The organism is Spirochaetota bacterium (assembly GCA_034190085.1).
GTDB lineage: Bacteria > Spirochaetota > UBA4802 > UBA4802 > JAFGDQ01 > JAXHTS01.
In genome coordinates this window covers 56,173-73,344 of record JAXHTS010000083.1, presented here as the reverse complement: position 1 = coordinate 73,344, position 17,172 = coordinate 56,173, and the positions used below count along the sequence as shown (strand labels likewise).

Sequence of the window (17,172 nt, the reverse complement as noted above, 5' to 3'; positions counted from 1 at the left end):
GGGCAAAGCTCGCCCTACTTGGGGCAAAGCTCGCCCTACTTGGGGCAAAGCTCGCCCTACTTGGGGCAAAGCTCGCCCTACTTGGGGCAAAGCTCGCCCTACTTGGGGCAAAGCCCGCCCCACTTGGGGCAAAGCTCGCCCTACTTGGGGCAAAGCTTGCCCCACTTGGGGCAAAACTCGCCCTACTTGGGGCAAAGCCCGCCCTACTTGGGGCAAAGCTTGCCCTACTTGGGGCAAAGCCCGCCCCACTTGGGGCAAAGCTCGCCCTACTTGGGGCAAAGCTTGCCCTACTTGGGGCAAAGTTCGCCCCACTTGGGGCGAGCCTCGTTATTATTATGAAAAATGACTTTTTACAGGTACGATGTTCATCTGTGGATATTTAAGATACGCCATATCCCTCCTGATACTCCCCAAACACATCCCTTAATACATTACACATCTCTCCCTCTGTCGCGTAGAGCCTGACAGACTCCATAAGCACGGGTATGAGATTGACTTTCTCATCATGAGCGGCATCCTTGAGCCTCTTCAGGCTGGCTTCCACTGCTTCATTATCCCTCTCCCGCTTGATATCGCCTAATTTGGCTTTCTGCTTCATCTCAGCCTCCTCCCTCCGTTTGGGATCATAGGGATGTGGCACAACGGTATTTGGAAGAACCTCTAATTCATTCTCTCCTGTATAGGCATTGATCCCTACGATAATCCTTTCGCCGGTTTCCAACTGCCTCTGCTGTTCATAGGCGCTTCTGGCGATCTCCCTCTGCATATAGCCATCCTCAATAGCCTTCACCGCGCCGCCCATAGAATCGATCTTATTGATGACATCCCATATCTCCTCCTCCATCTGATCCGTAAGGGACTCCATGTAGTAGGAGCCAGCGAAGGGATCCAGAACCTCGCATAATTTAGCTTCATGAACCATGATCTTAAAGGCATCCTCGGATAATTGCTGCGCCTCAAGGCTCCACCCAAGCCCGAGCGGCTCATCATAGGGCGGGAAAGCCATGGGTATTCCGCCATCCAGTGCTGAGCATACGGCGCCTATAACTGTGCGCGTGAGGTTGTTCAGGGGACGCTGTACTGTTGTGCTGGAGTTGCCTATCATTATGCCGCCGCTGGGCCTTAGTATCCAGCATCTTGGATTCTTCGCCTTTAGCCGCTCCCTCATGATATTTGCCCATATGCGTCTGGAGGCTCTCTGCAGTGCGATCTCTTTCAATACCTCCATGCTTCCGCCAAAACCCAGAAAGGTTGAACGGGGGTAGAACTTGTCTATATCCAGTCCGGCATCTATCCCCAATTGAAGATAGGCGATAGCATTGGCCATGGTAAAGCCCACAGCTTGAGGCCCTGTGGCCCCTGCCTCCCTGATATGATATCCGGCAATGGTTATGTAGTTTATTCTGGAAGCCTTTTCGGTACAGAATACGATGCTGTCCCTCACCATCCGCATCGATGGCTTAATAGGAAAGATATAGGTGCCCCGAGCCAGAATCTCCTTCAGGATATCATTCTGGGGTGTGGCTACCAGCTTATCTAAGGATATGCCTCGCTTCTCTGCCAGCACAAAATACATCGCAAGGATGATATTAGCCGGAGCATTGATCGTGAAGTTTGAGGCAATCTTGTCCAGGTCCCTATCGCCTTTAAAGGCCTCATAGAGGATCTCAAAATCCCTGAGCGAATCCACCGCTACGCCAACCTTGCCCACCTCGCCTTCCACAGCAGGATCATCTGAGTCATAACCGCACTGTGTAGGCAGATCAAAGGCATAATTTGGCCCTCCTGTCCAGCCTCGCTCCTGCATTGCCTTATGGAAATCGCGTGTATCTTCTGGTGAGCCATACCCTGAATAAGCACCAGCCCTTCGATCCCCGCCTCCGGAGCCTTCATTCCCTTTCCCCATCATTGAAGTCATCATGGCGGCCCTGCTGGTGGGATAAATCCCTGATGTAAAGGGGTATTCTCCTGGGAAACCTACCTTTTCCATAAAATCATAATCTTTAGCCTCTAATGGAGAGTAAAACTTTTGGGGGCTCTCCTTAAGTCCATATCGATCAAGTCCCTTCTTGAGGGTTGTCTCCTCCCACTCCTTTTTCTTTTCTTTCAGATGCTTAAATTCATCCTCTGAATACATACCCAACCTCCTTTTTTTTATTTATGATAAGATTAAGTTAAATCAACTTATAAATTGTGTTAAGTCAATTCAAAAAATGATATTCTGTTATTACTAAGAATTTGCTTTTTGTATGCAGCTATAATATCGAGTTCGGTCTTTATAGAACAACTGGTAAAGGTATTGCTGAATGATTTGTCACATCATCATTTAGAGGAAATCTACTTGACTTCTCATGCAAAATCTAATTATATCAAATACTCCATTTAGTACATCAATTGGGTGGGGATGCCAATGAAGGTCTTATTGATATTGTTTTAAATCTCCTACTGTATCGCTTGGTTATGCGGCATGTGTACCTTTAAGAGGAATAAGGGTAGGGTTATAGGGTTCAAAGATGTCATGAATCACATTCTTCTATACATTGGTTGCCTGAGTGATCATCTGCATCTATGCCGTTGCCGCATGGACAAGGTTATAATATCCTTATTGTAGAGTTGATTATATTTCTATTATTTTGGGAGCTTTTACCACTCCTATAAAGAAGGTGTGATCAATAATGACAATGGATAAAAAAGAGAGAGCCGCTCTAATAAGAAAGGGGAACGAGTATTTTAATAAGGGCGAGATTGACAAGGCCATAAAGATATTTGTTAAGACAGGCTATAGGGATGGCCTTGGAAGGATTGGTGATCTCTACTTTTATGATAAGAAAATGCCCTTGATCGCTTTCAAGTACTATAAGTTGGCAAATATGGATGATAAGGTAAATGAGATATTTCAGAGGATGATCTTTGCCTTGGGCAAATGGTTAGGCGAGGATAGATTGAAGGACGATGCTATGCACACCAAACGCGAGCCACCCCCAATTAAGGTGTCTCCAAAACTGAAGATTCTTGCAGAGGAGATATTAAGAAGGGATAATGGAAAAGGGTAAAGGGACTTCAGGTTTACTCATCAAATGGATTCAGGTAAAATAAATGATTAAAATATTGAATAGAATAGTAATTATTCTCTTCGCTCAGTTTTTGTTTCATACCGCAGGCTTTGGCAATGTGGGAGAAGCCGCAAGATATCTTGAAGATAATGTAGTATTTACGAATTTAAGCAATGGGATAAGCGTTATTATGCTTAATCGTGGTTATGCCCCTACGCTCTCTATGATTATATCATTCAGGGTCGGCTCTGTGGATGAGGGTTACAGGAGCATCGGGACGGCTCATATGCTTGAGCATATGTTATTCAAGGGCACTGATAGGATTGGGACAAATGACTTCAAGAAGGAGAATGAGATATTAAAAAAGATAGAGATAATAGGCGAGAGGTTGGATAGACTGAGGATTGAGAGTTCTGGGGATGAGAGGATAGGGGATTTGGAAAAGCAATTGAAGGATTTGCAGAGGGAACATAGCAGATATGTTGTCTCTTCACCCTATGATAGGGTATATACCGCTAACGGAGGGGTCGGATTTAATGCATCGACCTCCAGGGACAGGACTGCCTATTATATTGAATTGCCGGCCGTGAAGTTGGAGCTTTGGGCAAGATTGGAGTCAGAAAGGCTGAGAAATCCTGTGCTGAGAGAGTATTATATTGAGAGGGATGCGGTAATGGAGGAGAGATTGATGCGATATGAATCAAGGGGGAACTCAAACCTCTTTGAGAAATTTATCGCAGTAGCCTTTTTAGCCCATCCCTACAGGCATCCCACAATTGGATGGAAATCGAATATTGAGCATCTTTCCATTAAGAGTGTGAGAGGCTTTTATGATGCTTATTATATCCCCTCAAGGATGACAATCACTGTAGTGGGATTGCAGGATACAGATAGGACATTAAAATTATTGGAGAAGTACTTTGGTAGAATTGAGAAGAGGGATGAACCCCAAGGGGTCCATTTAGATGAGCCATTACAGCGGGGGGAGAGGCGGCTTGAAATCTATTTTGAGTCCAATCCCTATCTCCTAATTGGATGGCATAAACCCACTTCTCCATCAAGGGATGACTATGTTGCTGATATTATTTCCGGAATTTTATCGGATGGAAAGACCTCAAGATTCTATAGATCACTCGTTCTTGAGAAGGGAATAGCCGCCTCTGTGGAATCCTGGAACGGCACACCTGGCGTGAGGTATAATAATCTCTTTATCATCTCTGCGGTTCCAAAACATCCCCATACCCCTGATGAGCTGGAAGTGGCTATATATAAAGAGATAGAGAGATTGAGGGATGATATAAACAGGGACGAAATAGAGAGGGTGCTCAATCGCATTGAGTCTTCTATGGTCTTTGATCTTGATTCTAATAGTGGAATCGCGAGATCTTTGAGTTATTATCAAACGGTACTAGGAGACTGGGGTTATTTACTGGAATATCTGAAGACCGTGAAGACCATCAGCCTGGAAGAGATCAGGAAGACCATTGACAAATTCTTCACCAAGGAGAATAGGACTGTAGGCATCCTTCGAAATAGCGCATTGAATCGGGAGAGTCATTAAGGTTAGCATGATAGTGGAATCTATGATTTTTAAGTATCTTATGTAAGAGGTGTGATGAAAAAGGGAATATTTCTTAGGATAATAGCGGCTTTTCCCATTATCCTTATTTGGGGTTTTTATGGAGATATCAAATCTGTGCAGAGGGCTTTTGCAGAATATAGGGATAATTCCCCAATAGCCAATATCCAATTGCCAGAGGTGATCTCCACTGTCCTAGACAATGGCATTAGAATCTTCTACGTCCAGGATGAATTACCCAAATTAAATATTGTGGTGTCCGCTGGTTTGGGGAAACTCTATGAGAACAAGGGGAATGCAGGTATCGCTGAGCTTATTGCTAAAACCCTCTCCCTTGGAGGATCCAAAAAGTATCCCGGGATTTCTCTCCATCAAACCATAGAGTCAATTGGAGGGGAATTATCGATCCTTAGCTCTTGGGAAGAGACTACTATTTCACTTAGGGTTCTGGAGAGATACAGCGATTTAGCATTTGAGATAACCTCAGAATTGATTCAGCATCCAATTTTTGATGATACGTTTATAGATCAGGCAAAATCGTTTATCCTGGAGGATGTTAGGCGGAAGAAGGATAGTCCTGAGATTCTTGCCTTTGATAAGGCAAAGGAGATTATATTCAATGGGAATGGCTATGGCGCTGTGGAGACCGAGGAGACCCTAGGATCAATTACCCGGGAAGATATTATTGAGTTATGGAATAGCCATTTCAAGGCGAGTAATATTATTATTGGTGTTTCGAGTTCATTGAATTTCAGCACAATTAAAGAATATCTAAAGAACTCCTTCAGCCGGTTGGAAAAGGGCAAGGAGAGATTTTATAGCATTGATAATAGATCCATTGCTGATTCAATGATAGAGAAATCGAAAAGGATTTATCTGATCCATAAGGATATCCCTCAGGCCACAATAGTTATCGGCACAAATGCCCCATCCTATAGATATAGCGGAGTCTATGCCCTTGAAATAATGAATTATATCCTTGGGGGTGGATCCTTCAACTCCAGATTGATGAAGGAGATTAGGGTGAAGAGGGGATTATCCTATGCTGTTCAGTCAATTATCAGGTTCAGGAGGGATACAGGGGTCTTTTTGGCCTATGCCCAGACGAAGAATGATACAGTAGACCTAGCGCTTTCACTACTAATGGAAAATATCGGTTTAATGATGGATGAACCGGTTTTAGATGAGGAGTTGAAGTGGGCAAAGGAAGCGATTATGAATAGTTATATCTTTGAGTTTAATACAATCAGCAATGTATTAGGTAAGTATATCTTTTTAAGCTATTATGGATTTGAAAAGAAATTCCTTAGAGAATATCAGAATAATATTTATCGAGTTACTAAAGATGACATAAGGGAGGATTGTAAAGGATTGTTGGCGGATGGTCTGATTAAGGTGGTTGTGGGCAATAGAAGTTTGAAGGATAAATTAGAAGAATATGGGAAGGTTATCATACTGGAGCCATGATTGTTCAAGATATATTATCAAGAGCGGGTGATAGATGCTTGTTGTAATAGAAGAATGGGGGGCTTTTCGGTTTAAAGGTTATCCGGTTCTGAGATGAATTCTTCGAGTTTTTTATTTTCAGCTAATATTTTGGTAATTTCTGAAATAGTGTTATCAACTGATAGTCGCGCATCATAAAATTTCTGCTTTTCATTATAGGTGATGTCTCTAATCTCCTCTATATTTTGGCTTTCAAGAAAGTATTTCAAATCCTTAAATATATTATATAGATTTCTGTAGAGACCCCTAACAGAATGAAACATTTCGGAATAGTATATTAGTTTCATCCTTCTCATATCTGAATCTAACATATAAAAGATTTTCTTTCTTTTATTATCCAGCTTTGAGAGGTAGTAGGAGATGGATCTTGGATAATTGGTTAGCTCTTTATGGTTTTCCAATATTTTGTCAATTCTCTGAAGACCATCAATGTCAATGTTTCGATAAAAGTCTTCCAATTGGTTATAGTTTATTCTGTCTGATTCAGTAATTACATTTGAGTTTTTAATATTCATCAGAATACCATGGATCCTCTCTTTGTGGTTATGCAAATACTCAATGGTGTTAATTATTGTTCGATCGGGATTAAATGTCAGGTCAACAACCTCTGCTGAATCATTATCAAACCCCTCTCCCTCCACATTGACCTCTTCCTCATCATATTCGAGACCTTCAAATAATTCCTCATATTCCTGTTTTAATGCGCTATCCCTCTTATGACTCTTTAGCATTTGATGAAAATAGGCCGCGGCTTTTATTGGGGTTCTGATCAATTTTATTACATCAATCTTTTTAGTCTTTTTATCATATCTTAATCCATACATGTTTCCCTTTGGATCGATATATCTGTTCTGGAAGTCATAAACAGTTATTTTTGAGGTATTAATCTCAGAAATGTCGTTTATGTGAATGAACCGGGTTTTCATGAATTAATTATTCTGCTATATCTTCTATCTCAGTATTAAACCTAACTGCTAAATATTTATCTCCCTTTCCACTATAATCGGATAGGCTCTGTGCGATCTCTGAAGGATTGTTTTGAATGATACCTGTTCTCACAATGATTCCATCAATAGCGAATTTCTTTTTATTTTTTTTAAACTTTAATCGAATCGGCATGTTAATGTATATATTTGAATTAGTGACAATAAAGACTCCCCCCCTGCTGATATCCAATATATGCCCCTTGCCTTTTAGGGGGATTGATATCTTATTATCAATCTCTTCAGGATCGCCCTCATAATATTTAAATTTTACTGGTATTTTACAGTTGAATCTTGGGTGTTTTCTTTTTTCTGTCATAGTAGATATATGAAATTCTCTCAAAGGGTTTTCATTGGTATAATATTTACTATATTAAATAGGTTAATTTCTCACCTCACTTTAACCCAGCAGTTTAAATGACCTGAAAATTTTATTTTTATAGAAAATTATACCTAGAGAAATCATAACATGGGCCTCTATCTCTGGTCAAGAATGTTTTGATCAATTGAATATTAATCTTATAGGTAACATTAAACCCTTTCCTAATTGTAGGGAATTGTGTTAGGTTTGAATAAATAGTTTCTTCGGAGTAAAGTAAAATCATCATTGACTAAAGATATGAGAGGGTAGATAAAGGGTAATCATGGGGAATAATTATTTATAGCTGCTGAATATTTGGTAAAGTGAAGATAATTATTTTCAAGCTTAGTAACATAGAGGGATAGTATCTGGAAATGAAACATATGGAGACAAAATATATATTTATTACAGGTGGTGTATGCTCTTCACTCGGTAAAGGGATTTCCACCGCTTCGCTTGGGCTCCTGCTGGAGGGGCATGGGTTTAAGATATCTATAATAAAGATTGATCCATACATCAATATTGACCCTGGAACCATGAGCCCCTATCAGCATGGAGAGGTTTATGTCACAGAGGATGGGGCTGAGACGGATTTGGATCTTGGGTACTATGAACGGTTTACAAATGCCAAGTTATCAAGTAAAAATTCTATCTCTACAGGACAGATTTACTATACTGTAATAGAGAGGGAGAGAAGGGGTGATTATCTAGGAAGGACTGTGCAGGTAATACCACATATTACCAATGAGATAAAGAAGAGAATATTCGATGTAGCCGCTGATGAGGAGTTGGATTTTCTCCTTATTGAGATAGGGGGAACAGTCGGCGATATTGAATCAATACCATTTCTTGAGGCAATTAGGCAAATAAGACAGGAGTTGGGTCATAAGCGTGTCCTGAATGTACATTTAACCCTTATCCCAACCATAACCGTAGCAGGAGAGCAGAAGACAAAGCCGACCCAGCATTCAGTCAAAGAACTGATGCAATTGGGAATTATACCGGATATTCTCCTTTGCAGGACAAGCACCCCTATGTCAGAGGATATGAAGAACAAGATCGCCCTCTTCTGTAATGTGTCTGAGAAGAATGTTATCTCTGCCTTGGATATAAAGGGTTCAATATATGAGATTCCTGATATGCTTCACGAGAATGAATATGATACAATGGTGCTTGATCACTTCAATATAGATAGCTCTAAGATAGATATACCGGAATGGAATTGTTTTATCAATTCATTGAGGTTGCCTAGCAGAAGGGTTACAATTGCTGTGGTGGGGAAGTATATCTCACTACAGGATGCCTATCGATCAATATATGAAGCCCTGCTGCATGGGGCAGTGGCGAACAAGGCGGAGCTTTCGATTGTGAGAATTGATTCGGAGGATATTGAGAATGAGGATAAGGGCAGTATCCAATCCCTTTTTGAGGGTGTTGATGGCATCCTTGTGCCCGGAGGATTTGGGGATAGGGGGATAGAGGGTAAGATCGTCGCAATACACTATGCTAGAACTAATGAAATACCCATGTTTGGCATCTGTCTTGGTATGCACTGCGCGGTCAGTGAATTTGCGCGGAATGAATGCGGATTAAGGAATGCAAACTCAACTGAGATCAATCCCGCTACTGAAAATCCAGTAATATCCCTATTAGAGGAGCAAGAGCTTGTGGATAAGTTGGGGGGCACCATGCGTTTGGGGGCATATAGATGCATTTTTTTGGAAGGCACGAGAATCAGAAAGATATATAATGCTGATTCGAGTATGGAGAGACACAGGCACAGGTTTGAGTTCACCCTAAGATATAAGCATATTTTTGAGAAGAATGGAATGATATGCAGCGGAATCAATCCAAAGAATGGGCTGATAGAGACCGTTGAGTTAAGAGAGCATCCCTGGTTTTTGGGAACCCAATTCCATCCTGAATTTAAATCAAAACCCACAAAACCACACCCTTTGTTTCGTGATTTTATCAGGGTTTCTATAGAACTACACAAAGAGTAGAATTCTATGAATAATTGTTAAGGCTTATATATTACCTATGGTTATTATTCTTGTCTATATAATATAATATTATGCGTAAATAAAAAATGAGTACTGATGATAAAAATAGTGATGGTTTGGATCTTGCTGGGGTTGGCAAAGTAGCGAAAGCAATACCTCCAGAAGTATACATCCACAGTGCTTCGTCAGTCATTGAAATCTTCAAGAAACTGACAGCTCCAATTACAGAGACTACGAGTGGGTTTGGACGTTATATTCGCCAAAAGTTTGACAACATGGTTGAAGTAGAGAAGGCGCTTGCCACTAACTCAATCCAAAGCGCTATTGGTAAGGCTGAATCCAAATGCAAAACAAGTGGTACTAAAATTATCAAACCTATACATGAAAAAAGTTTTATAAAATCAATCGAGGAGGCATCGAAAGAAACGGATCCTACCTTACATGAAATGTGGACAAACCTATTGGCCGACCAATTGACAAATATTAACTTTCATCCTCATTTTGTAGAAATATTACCACACTTTAGTCCATCAGAGGCTAAGTTGCTCCTGTCGCTGTTACCGATAGAAAAAATAGGAGAAAATGGTGGTCGCTACATCACCAATTCAGATGACTCTTTTAAATACTGGGTAAGAAATTCAGGAGAAGAGATACTAAATAAGTGGGATTACTCCTGTGTTCTACTTCTTGAGTTTAAATTTGCTGACATTTTAGGCACCCAAGAGGGGCAATATAGAAAAGAAGATAAAGTTACACTTTTTTATAGAACTAATGCAGGGAACACATTTTTATCTGCTGTTAGCCAATAAATAACAAAAAATCGCATAACCATGCGCTCAACCTGACACGAAGAGGTTCCTTTGGCCACTTCGTGGGATTTACTTCGGTGGCGTGCAGGTTAGCTTAAGCGGTATATTCTGAAGATCTCAGCAGCGGAAGAGGAATTTAATGGATATTTGTGGTTATGACATTACTGGTAAACAGCGTTTCTTTTTTATAGCTGGTCCATGTGTGATAGAGACAATGGATAGGACCTTGAGGTTGGCTGAGGAGTTAAAGGGTATAGCAGAGAGATTAGGCCTGTTTTTCATATTTAAGTCCTCCTTTGATAAGGCGAATAGGAGTTCAATTGACTCCTATCGAGGACCTGGATTGGAAGAGGGCCTTAGGGTCCTTGAGGAGGTGAAGGAGCGACTTGGAATACAGATAACTGCTGATGTCCATACTGTGGAGGAGATATCATCAGTAAGCGGTGTAATTGATCTATTGCAGATACCGGCTTTTCTATGCAGACAGACGGATTTAATCCTTAAGGCTGGCAAGAGCGGAAGACCTGTGAATGTGAAGAAGGGTCAGTTTATCGCTCCTGGCGATGTCTCAAATATAATAGATAAATTAAGGCATTCGGGCTGCAATAGTTATGCTGTGACTGAAAGGGGATACACTTTTGGTTATAACAATCTTGTGGTGGACATGCGGTCCTTTGAGATTGTCCGATCCCTTGGATCGCCTGTGATCTTTGATGCTACGCATTCTACTCAATTACCTGGAGGCGGCAGAGTTTCTGGCGGGGAGCGGGAGTATGTGCCAATATTGGCACGAAGCGCCGTGGCAGCAGGGATCGATGGCCTTTTTATGGAGGTTCATACCTCTCCGGATGATGCCCTCTGCGATGCATCGAACCAATATTATCTTGATAAACTGGAGAATCTGCTTAGGGTTCTAATTGATATTGATGATATAGTAAAGGGCTGATCTAAAAAGGTTTGTGAGATTTGAGACGGCTGTTTAATTTAGTATGGAGTTTATTAACTAAGATGAAAGTTATGAACACTTCCCCAAAAGGTGTAGTGCCTTGGTTTATGATGATTATGAAATTCTTATCCGGTCTATGGGAATCAAGGAATTTTCGTTTTTATATTTTGGTGTTTATTATTATAATAAATCATCATTGCAGGAGGAGTATGCCTCTGGACCCAGCGAGTTTCCGACCGGATATGAGGGTTAAGAATTTTACCACCTTTAACTATATGGAGGGTAGTATTGCCTGGGAGATAGATGCTGAAGAGTCTTCCTATTATTTTAATGAAAAGCGATCAATCGCGGAACAAGTTGTTATGGATTATTATGAGGACAATGTAAAGACTGCTGTTGTGAATGCTAGGAGGGCTATCATTCATACAGATTCTCACGATATTGAACTCATTGGAGAAGTGGATATTCTCTCCTCCTCTGGCAACAGACTATTAACCCCCAAGGTTAGATGGAATAATCAGAGCAAGCTTCTTGATACAGAGGAACATGTTAGAATTTTCAGAAAGAATGGAGATGTGGTTGAAGGCATAGGGCTTAGGGCTGATTACGATCTCGAGAACTATGAGATAAAGAGAAAAGTAATTGCAATCACCAAGAATGCAGGTCAAAAGAGGAAAGAAGGGGGAAAGAAATGAAGCGTGCATTTAGGAGTTGGGGATGTATCCTAGTTATCCTTTCTCTGCTAGGTCTTTTTCCTGAAATTTCCTCCATTTGGGGAAGGGGGAGCAACTCGGTAATAGCAACTGGTGATAATGTTAAAAGCAAATTAGTTGGTGAGGAGGATGGGAAAAAGGTTTTTATAACAGAGTTGACGGGCAACCCGAGAATAAAATATAAAGATAATGTATTGAGGGCAAATAAGATAATTATTCGAGGGAGCGAAGGAGAGATTGTCGAGGCTATTGGAAAGGTTCTTATAACAGAGAAGAGAAAGGGCTCCATAATTAGGTCTAAGAGGGCTGTATATTATAAGTTTGAGGATAGAGTAGAAATTACCGGAAATCCATCCATTATTACCAGAAGGGAGGATGATAACTCAAAGGTCCACCTCAAGGCGAATAGAGTGGAATATGATATTGACGAAAATGTAGCTCATGCCTTTGGCAGTGTTAATCTAAAAAATCGTGATATCCATATTAATTCTCAAAGGGCTGTTCTTGAGAGGTCGCAAGGGGTATTGACTTTTTTAGAGAAGCCAATTATGCGGAGGGGTGAGGAGCAATACCGAGCTGATGAGATTATCTATCATACCAAGAAGAAGCTCTTTATATTGAATAGAAATGCCCATGTAATAACATTTTCCGAGGAGAGAGATCCTGAGAATGGTGAGAAGAGGAGGGTGAAGCTAATTGCCAGTGGTGACCGGATTGAGCATTTGGAGGATGGAGAGAAGTTGACAAAAATTATCGGGAATGGGGTTATTGAGAAGGAGGATACAATTTTTAGGGGGGATGAGATTGAGATAGTTGGTGAAGACGGGAGCATGATTGAAGGGGTGAGGGTCGCAATCGATTATAGGGCTGAGAATGTATTGGTTTATGGTAACAGATTCAGGTACTATCAGAGGGATGGATATTCTTCGGTTTGGGATAATGCCCATATGGTGATAGTGGATGATGAGGCTCAGAAGCGAAACACTAAGATATATGGACATTATATGGAATTCTTTCAGGATCTGGATGAGTTATTGGTAAATGGGGATGTTAGTATTTATCATGATTCAGAGATAATCAGGGGTGATATGGCCAGGTTTACGAGAGAAGAGCGCTCTATGTATATAACCGGTAATTCTCGAGTGGAGAAGGGGGAGTCTGTCGTATTCGCTGACACAATTATTTATAACACAAAGAGTCGTGATACAAGGCTTATCGGGGATTTGAAGGGGAACATATCCAGAGCTCGTGGAATGTAAATGAAAAATATTGATAATGATAATGGGAAAATCCTTAGGCTAGATTCATTACTCAAGAAGTATCGTCAAAGGATTGTTGTAAACAATATCTCATTTCAGATTTCAAAGGGAGAAATTGTTGGACTATTAGGTCCCAATGGGGCTGGGAAGACCACAACATTCTATATGGTGGTTGGATTAGTGAAACCAGATGGTGGAAATATCTATCTAAACGATAGGGATATTACAAAACTGCCAATGTACATAAGGGCTCAGCATGGAATTGGATATTTGCCCCAAGAATCATCCGTTTTTAGGAAATTGACTGTGGCTGAAAACCTTGATATCATTCTTCAGATGCAGGACTTGGAGAAGAGTGAAATTGAGGGGAGGAGGGAGATGCTCCTCAGGGATTTGTCTATTGAGCATGTGCGGGATCAGAAGGCTTATACACTTTCAGGGGGTGAGCGAAGACGAACAGAGATCGCGCGGACACTAATTACAAGTCCTGACTTTTTGCTGTTGGATGAGCCCTTTGCAGGGATAGATCCGATTGCTGTTTCAGATATACAGGAGATAATTTATTCATTAAAGGAAAGAGATATTGGAATTTTAATAACGGATCATAATGTAAGGGAAACCTTGAGTATCACTGATAGGTCATACATAATGTTCGAGGGAAAGATTTTGATCAGCGGTAGGGCAGATGAGCTAACGAGTAGCCAAAAGGCTAGAGAAATATATTTAGGTGAGAAGTTTTCACTTTAGATTTGGAAGAAAAAATGGCCAATTCAATGAAAATGGGAATAATACAGACTCAGCGGTTGGCACTGAATCAATCCCTGATTCAGTCAATTGAATTGCTGCAGCTTACTTCCCTTGAACTGGCTGAGAGAATATCTAAGGAATTACTTGAAAATCCTGTCCTGGAAGAGGATAATGCTGCAGAGCCTTCTTTGATGAAGGAGAGGGATGGAGATATTAAATCGAGGGTTGAAGAGGAGTTGAGTGGCGGTGAGAGCCTGCTTCAGAGACAGGAGGAACAGAGGTTGAATTTTGAGAATTATAGTGATAGCGGATATTCAAATTATTCAAATGATGATAATAAAAAACAGAGTTTCATCGAAAATGTCATAACCCAGGAGGTAACACTTCAACAACACCTCCTCTCACAGGCAAGACTAACTACAAAGGATAGGATAGAACTGGCCTTGCTGGAGAATATCATAACATCAATAGATGATAATGGATTTTTATCTATTGATATTGAGGCCATAATTAGAGATAATAAAAGGACCAATGAAGATGTCTTGAATGCTCTTTCAGTTATACACAATTTTGATCCGGTTGGATGTGGAACCCGAAACGTTCAGGAAAGCTTAATAATACAGGCTGAATTGCTTTACCCTGATGATGAGATGCTGCATAGGATTTTAAGGGATTACTTTCGCGAACTCGAGATGTTGGATTATGAGAAGATCTCTAAGGCATTAGATATCACAATCAATGATGTAATTATCAAGAGCAAACTTATACAATTACTTAATCCCTTTCCAGGTGCACAATATTCAACTAATAGGATTAAATATATTGTCCCTGATGTAGAGGTCAAGTATGTTGATGATGAAATTCATGTGAATATGAATGATGATTGGATTCCATTAATACGTATTAATTCCTATTATAGCAATCTTTTACGGAAAAAAAGCATTGATAAGAGTGCTAAGGAGTATCTAAAGGATAAGATGCAATCAGCAAGGGGTTTGATACAGAATATCTCAAACAGAAGGGATACCATAATGAGGGTTGTAACTGCAATTATGGAGCGTCAGAGAGAATTTTTATCCAAGGGGATTGGTCACCTCAATCCGCTAACAATTTCTATTATTGCTGATGATGTTAGATTGCATAAATCTACTATTAGTAGAGTAATAAGCGGAAAATATATTCAAACCAGTTGGGGTGTCTTTGAACTGAAGCGCTTTTTTGTTTCCAGGATAGGGTCTTATAATGAGGAGGATCAATCATCTGATAAGGTTATGAATCTTATAGGTCATATAATAAATAATGAGGATGAATCTAATCCTGTCACAGATGAGGAGATTCTTATCAAGCTGAAGGAACATGGAATAAAAATTGCAAGAAGAACAATCGCAAAGTATAGAGGAATAATGAATATTCCTCCTTCAAGTAGGCGTAAGAGATTTAATATGATAAAAAGAGAGAGGTCGGAATGAGAATTGATATTACTGGAAGGCATATGGAAATAACCCCGAGTCTGAGGGAGTATGTTGAAAGAAAGATAAACAAGGTTGTAAAATTTTTACCAACACTTAGGGATGCTCGTGTTATTATGTATATTGAAAAGGTTGATCATATTGTTGAGGCAATAATAAGCGGTAATGGAGTTAGTTTCCATTCTATTGAGAAGGCAAATGATATGTACTCCTCTGTCGATCAACTGGTTCGTAAAATTGAAAAACAGATTGTGAAGTATAAAGAGAAGCATTTTGAGCATAAATCAATTCCACCAGGTGAGTGGAAGATCGAGGAATAGGGTAATGTATCTCTATGATTGATGTTCCATCGGGAGTTTTTGTCTGAAGATGAAGGTATTGGAATTACTATAATGTTATTTGATTTCTATTTGGGATTCGCACAATACACTTAAAAATTGGTTATTCATCAAACATGAAGAAGAAAAGAATTTATATAAAAGATCTTATGGAGGAAGGCGGGGTAATCGACCTGCAACTAAAGCTGATTGCCGGAGAGGATGGCCTTCATAAAGAAATTACTGTTGGTGAGATTAATAGACCAGGTCTCAGTCTTGCTGGTTTCTTTGATTTTTTTGCATACGAGAGGATACAGATCTTCGGCCTTGGGGAGACAGCTTTTATGAGACAATTTACCGTAGACCGAAAGAGAGAGATATATGAAAAATTTTTCTCTTATGATATCCTATGCTGTGTTTATACTCATTGTGAGAAACCTGATAAATTATTTGAGGATTGGGCTAACAAAAAAAGGGTGCCAACATTTATAACTGAACACCCTACAACAAGATTTGTCAGTCTGCTAACACATGTACTAGAGGATACCTTTTCACCATCCACTACCATTCACGGCACTTTAGTTGATGTCTTTGGGATCGGAGTCCTATTGCTTGGAAAGAGCGGAGTAGGCAAGAGTGAGAGCGCGCTTGAATTGATTGAGAGGGGACACCGTCTTGTTGCAGATGATCTCGTTGAGATCCAAAGGACTGATGAATCCTTTCTCATTGGCAGCGCATCAGATGTTATTACTCACCATATTGAAATCCGGGGATTGGGAATAATCAATCTTAAGGAGATATATGGGATCAGGTCTATCCGTAATAGGAAGAGGATAGAGTTAGTGATTTTACTTGAGGAGTGGGACTCATCAAGGGAATATGATAGGTTAGGGATAGAAGAACAGAAGTACACTATTTTGAAAATAGAACTACCCTACATAATAGTGCCCGTAAGACCAGGCAGAAATATACCAATAATCATTGAGACTGCGGCTTTAAATCAGCGATTAAAGAGAATGGGTACCTTTTCTGCAAAAGAACTTGATGAAAAGATCAAAAATATGATTTCTATGAAATAGTTGGGATTTAATGATTGAAAAAATAGCCATTGTAAAGAGTGATGCAGGTGTTCATGCTAGACCAGCTATGTTACTTGTAGAGGAAGCGATGAAGTACCCCTGTGAGGTTTTCCTGATTAAAGATGGGATTGAGGCTAATTGTAAGTCGATACTATCAGTTTTGGGATTAGCCATAACATCGGGATCAAAACTTATTGTAAGAGCCAATGGAGAGGGGGAAGCTGAGGTTGTGTCCAAACTCGTTGCTCTAATTGAAGATAACTTTAATAATGATTAAAGTGAATTAAGAGGATACGAATAATTACTGAAATATATTCGTTAACTCTGGCTCTATAATAGCCTAGTGAT

At 40.2% G+C, this 17,172-nt stretch carries 17 protein-coding genes; 14 read left to right on the top strand and 3 right to left on the bottom strand.

Annotated features, from left to right (window positions below):
* Positions 1–383: hypothetical protein (locus SVZ03_17330; GenBank protein MDY6935967.1), on the top strand; the 383-nt coding region annotated here is incomplete at its 5' end.
* On the opposite strand, the gene SVZ03_17325 is transcribed toward SVZ03_17330, so the two are convergent.
* On the bottom strand, positions 380–2,137 hold the full coding sequence (locus SVZ03_17325; GenBank protein ID MDY6935966.1) for a methylmalonyl-CoA mutase family protein: 1,758 nt from the start codon (positions 2,135–2,137) through the stop codon (positions 380–382). The genes SVZ03_17330 and SVZ03_17325 overlap by 4 nt on opposite strands.
* A 538-nt stretch (positions 2,138–2,675) precedes the next feature.
* On the opposite strand from SVZ03_17325, the gene SVZ03_17320 reads away from it, so the two are divergent.
* From SVZ03_17320 to SVZ03_17310, 3 genes are read left to right on the top strand one after another with little or no spacing between them, the layout of a single operon-like run.
* Positions 2,676–3,053, top strand: a complete 378-nt coding sequence (locus SVZ03_17320) for a hypothetical protein (protein ID MDY6935965.1) — start codon at positions 2,676–2,678, stop codon at positions 3,051–3,053.
* 43 nt (positions 3,054–3,096) lie between these two features.
* Entirely contained in the window at positions 3,097–4,614 is a 1,518-nt protein-coding gene (locus SVZ03_17315) for a pitrilysin family protein (GenBank protein ID MDY6935964.1), read from the top strand.
* A gap of 54 nt (positions 4,615–4,668) precedes the next feature.
* Positions 4,669–6,099, top strand: a complete 1,431-nt coding sequence (locus SVZ03_17310) for a pitrilysin family protein (protein ID MDY6935963.1) — start codon at positions 4,669–4,671, stop codon at positions 6,097–6,099.
* A gap of 71 nt (positions 6,100–6,170) precedes the next feature.
* Here SVZ03_17310 and SVZ03_17305 read toward each other — a convergent pair whose 3' ends face one another.
* Positions 6,171–7,064 (bottom strand): hypothetical protein, encoded by an 894-nt coding sequence (locus SVZ03_17305; GenBank protein MDY6935962.1) that lies wholly within the window; start codon positions 7,062–7,064, stop codon positions 6,171–6,173.
* Positions 7,065–7,071: 7 nt separating this feature from the next.
* Positions 7,072–7,440 carry a PilZ domain-containing protein gene (locus SVZ03_17300; protein MDY6935961.1) on the bottom strand — a complete coding sequence of 123 codons (369 nt, stop codon included), beginning with the start codon at positions 7,438–7,440 and terminating at the stop codon, positions 7,072–7,074.
* Positions 7,441–7,865: 425 nt separating this feature from the next.
* Here SVZ03_17300 and SVZ03_17295 point away from each other — a divergent pair, with 425 nt between their 5' ends.
* The 10 genes from SVZ03_17295 to SVZ03_17250 all read left to right on the top strand — a co-directional run bounded on the left by SVZ03_17295 (position 7,866) and on the right by SVZ03_17250 (position 17,101).
* The gene (locus tag SVZ03_17295) at positions 7,866–9,485 is read left to right on the top strand and encodes a CTP synthase (GenBank protein MDY6935960.1); all 1,620 of its coding nucleotides are present in this window, start codon (positions 7,866–7,868) and stop codon (positions 9,483–9,485) included.
* Positions 9,486–9,571: 86 nt separating this feature from the next.
* Positions 9,572–10,294: an Abi-alpha family protein gene (locus SVZ03_17290; protein ID MDY6935959.1), complete on the top strand. Its 723-nt coding sequence runs from the start codon at positions 9,572–9,574 to the stop codon at positions 10,292–10,294.
* 139 nt (positions 10,295–10,433) lie between these two features.
* Entirely contained in the window at positions 10,434–11,240 is an 807-nt protein-coding gene (gene kdsA / locus SVZ03_17285; protein ID MDY6935958.1) for a 3-deoxy-8-phosphooctulonate synthase, read from the top strand.
* A gap of 62 nt (positions 11,241–11,302) precedes the next feature.
* On the top strand, positions 11,303–11,935 hold the full coding sequence (gene lptC / locus SVZ03_17280; GenBank protein MDY6935957.1) for an LPS export ABC transporter periplasmic protein LptC: 633 nt from the start codon (positions 11,303–11,305) through the stop codon (positions 11,933–11,935).
* Positions 11,932–13,212, top strand: a complete 1,281-nt coding sequence (locus SVZ03_17275; GenBank protein ID MDY6935956.1) for an LptA/OstA family protein — start codon at positions 11,932–11,934, stop codon at positions 13,210–13,212. The genes lptC and SVZ03_17275 overlap by 4 nt, the downstream gene beginning before the upstream one ends.
* Positions 13,213–13,959, top strand: coding sequence for an LPS export ABC transporter ATP-binding protein (lptB, locus tag SVZ03_17270; protein ID MDY6935955.1), 747 nt, complete (start codon positions 13,213–13,215; stop codon positions 13,957–13,959). It abuts the gene before it with no gap.
* Positions 13,960–13,973: 14 nt separating this feature from the next.
* Positions 13,974–15,428: an RNA polymerase factor sigma-54 gene (gene rpoN / locus SVZ03_17265; GenBank protein MDY6935954.1), complete on the top strand. Its 1,455-nt coding sequence runs from the start codon at positions 13,974–13,976 to the stop codon at positions 15,426–15,428.
* Entirely contained in the window at positions 15,425–15,748 is a 324-nt protein-coding gene (raiA, locus tag SVZ03_17260) for a ribosome-associated translation inhibitor RaiA (GenBank protein ID MDY6935953.1), read from the top strand. Before rpoN ends, raiA begins: the two co-directional genes overlap by 4 nt.
* 134 nt (positions 15,749–15,882) lie before the next feature.
* The gene (gene hprK / locus SVZ03_17255) at positions 15,883–16,824 is read left to right on the top strand and encodes an HPr(Ser) kinase/phosphatase (GenBank protein MDY6935952.1); all 942 of its coding nucleotides are present in this window, start codon (positions 15,883–15,885) and stop codon (positions 16,822–16,824) included.
* Positions 16,825–16,834: 10 nt separating this feature from the next.
* Complete coding sequence (locus SVZ03_17250) at positions 16,835–17,101, top strand: HPr family phosphocarrier protein (protein ID MDY6935951.1); 267 nt, start codon at positions 16,835–16,837, stop codon at positions 17,099–17,101.
* The last annotated feature ends 71 nt before the right edge of the window (positions 17,102–17,172 follow it).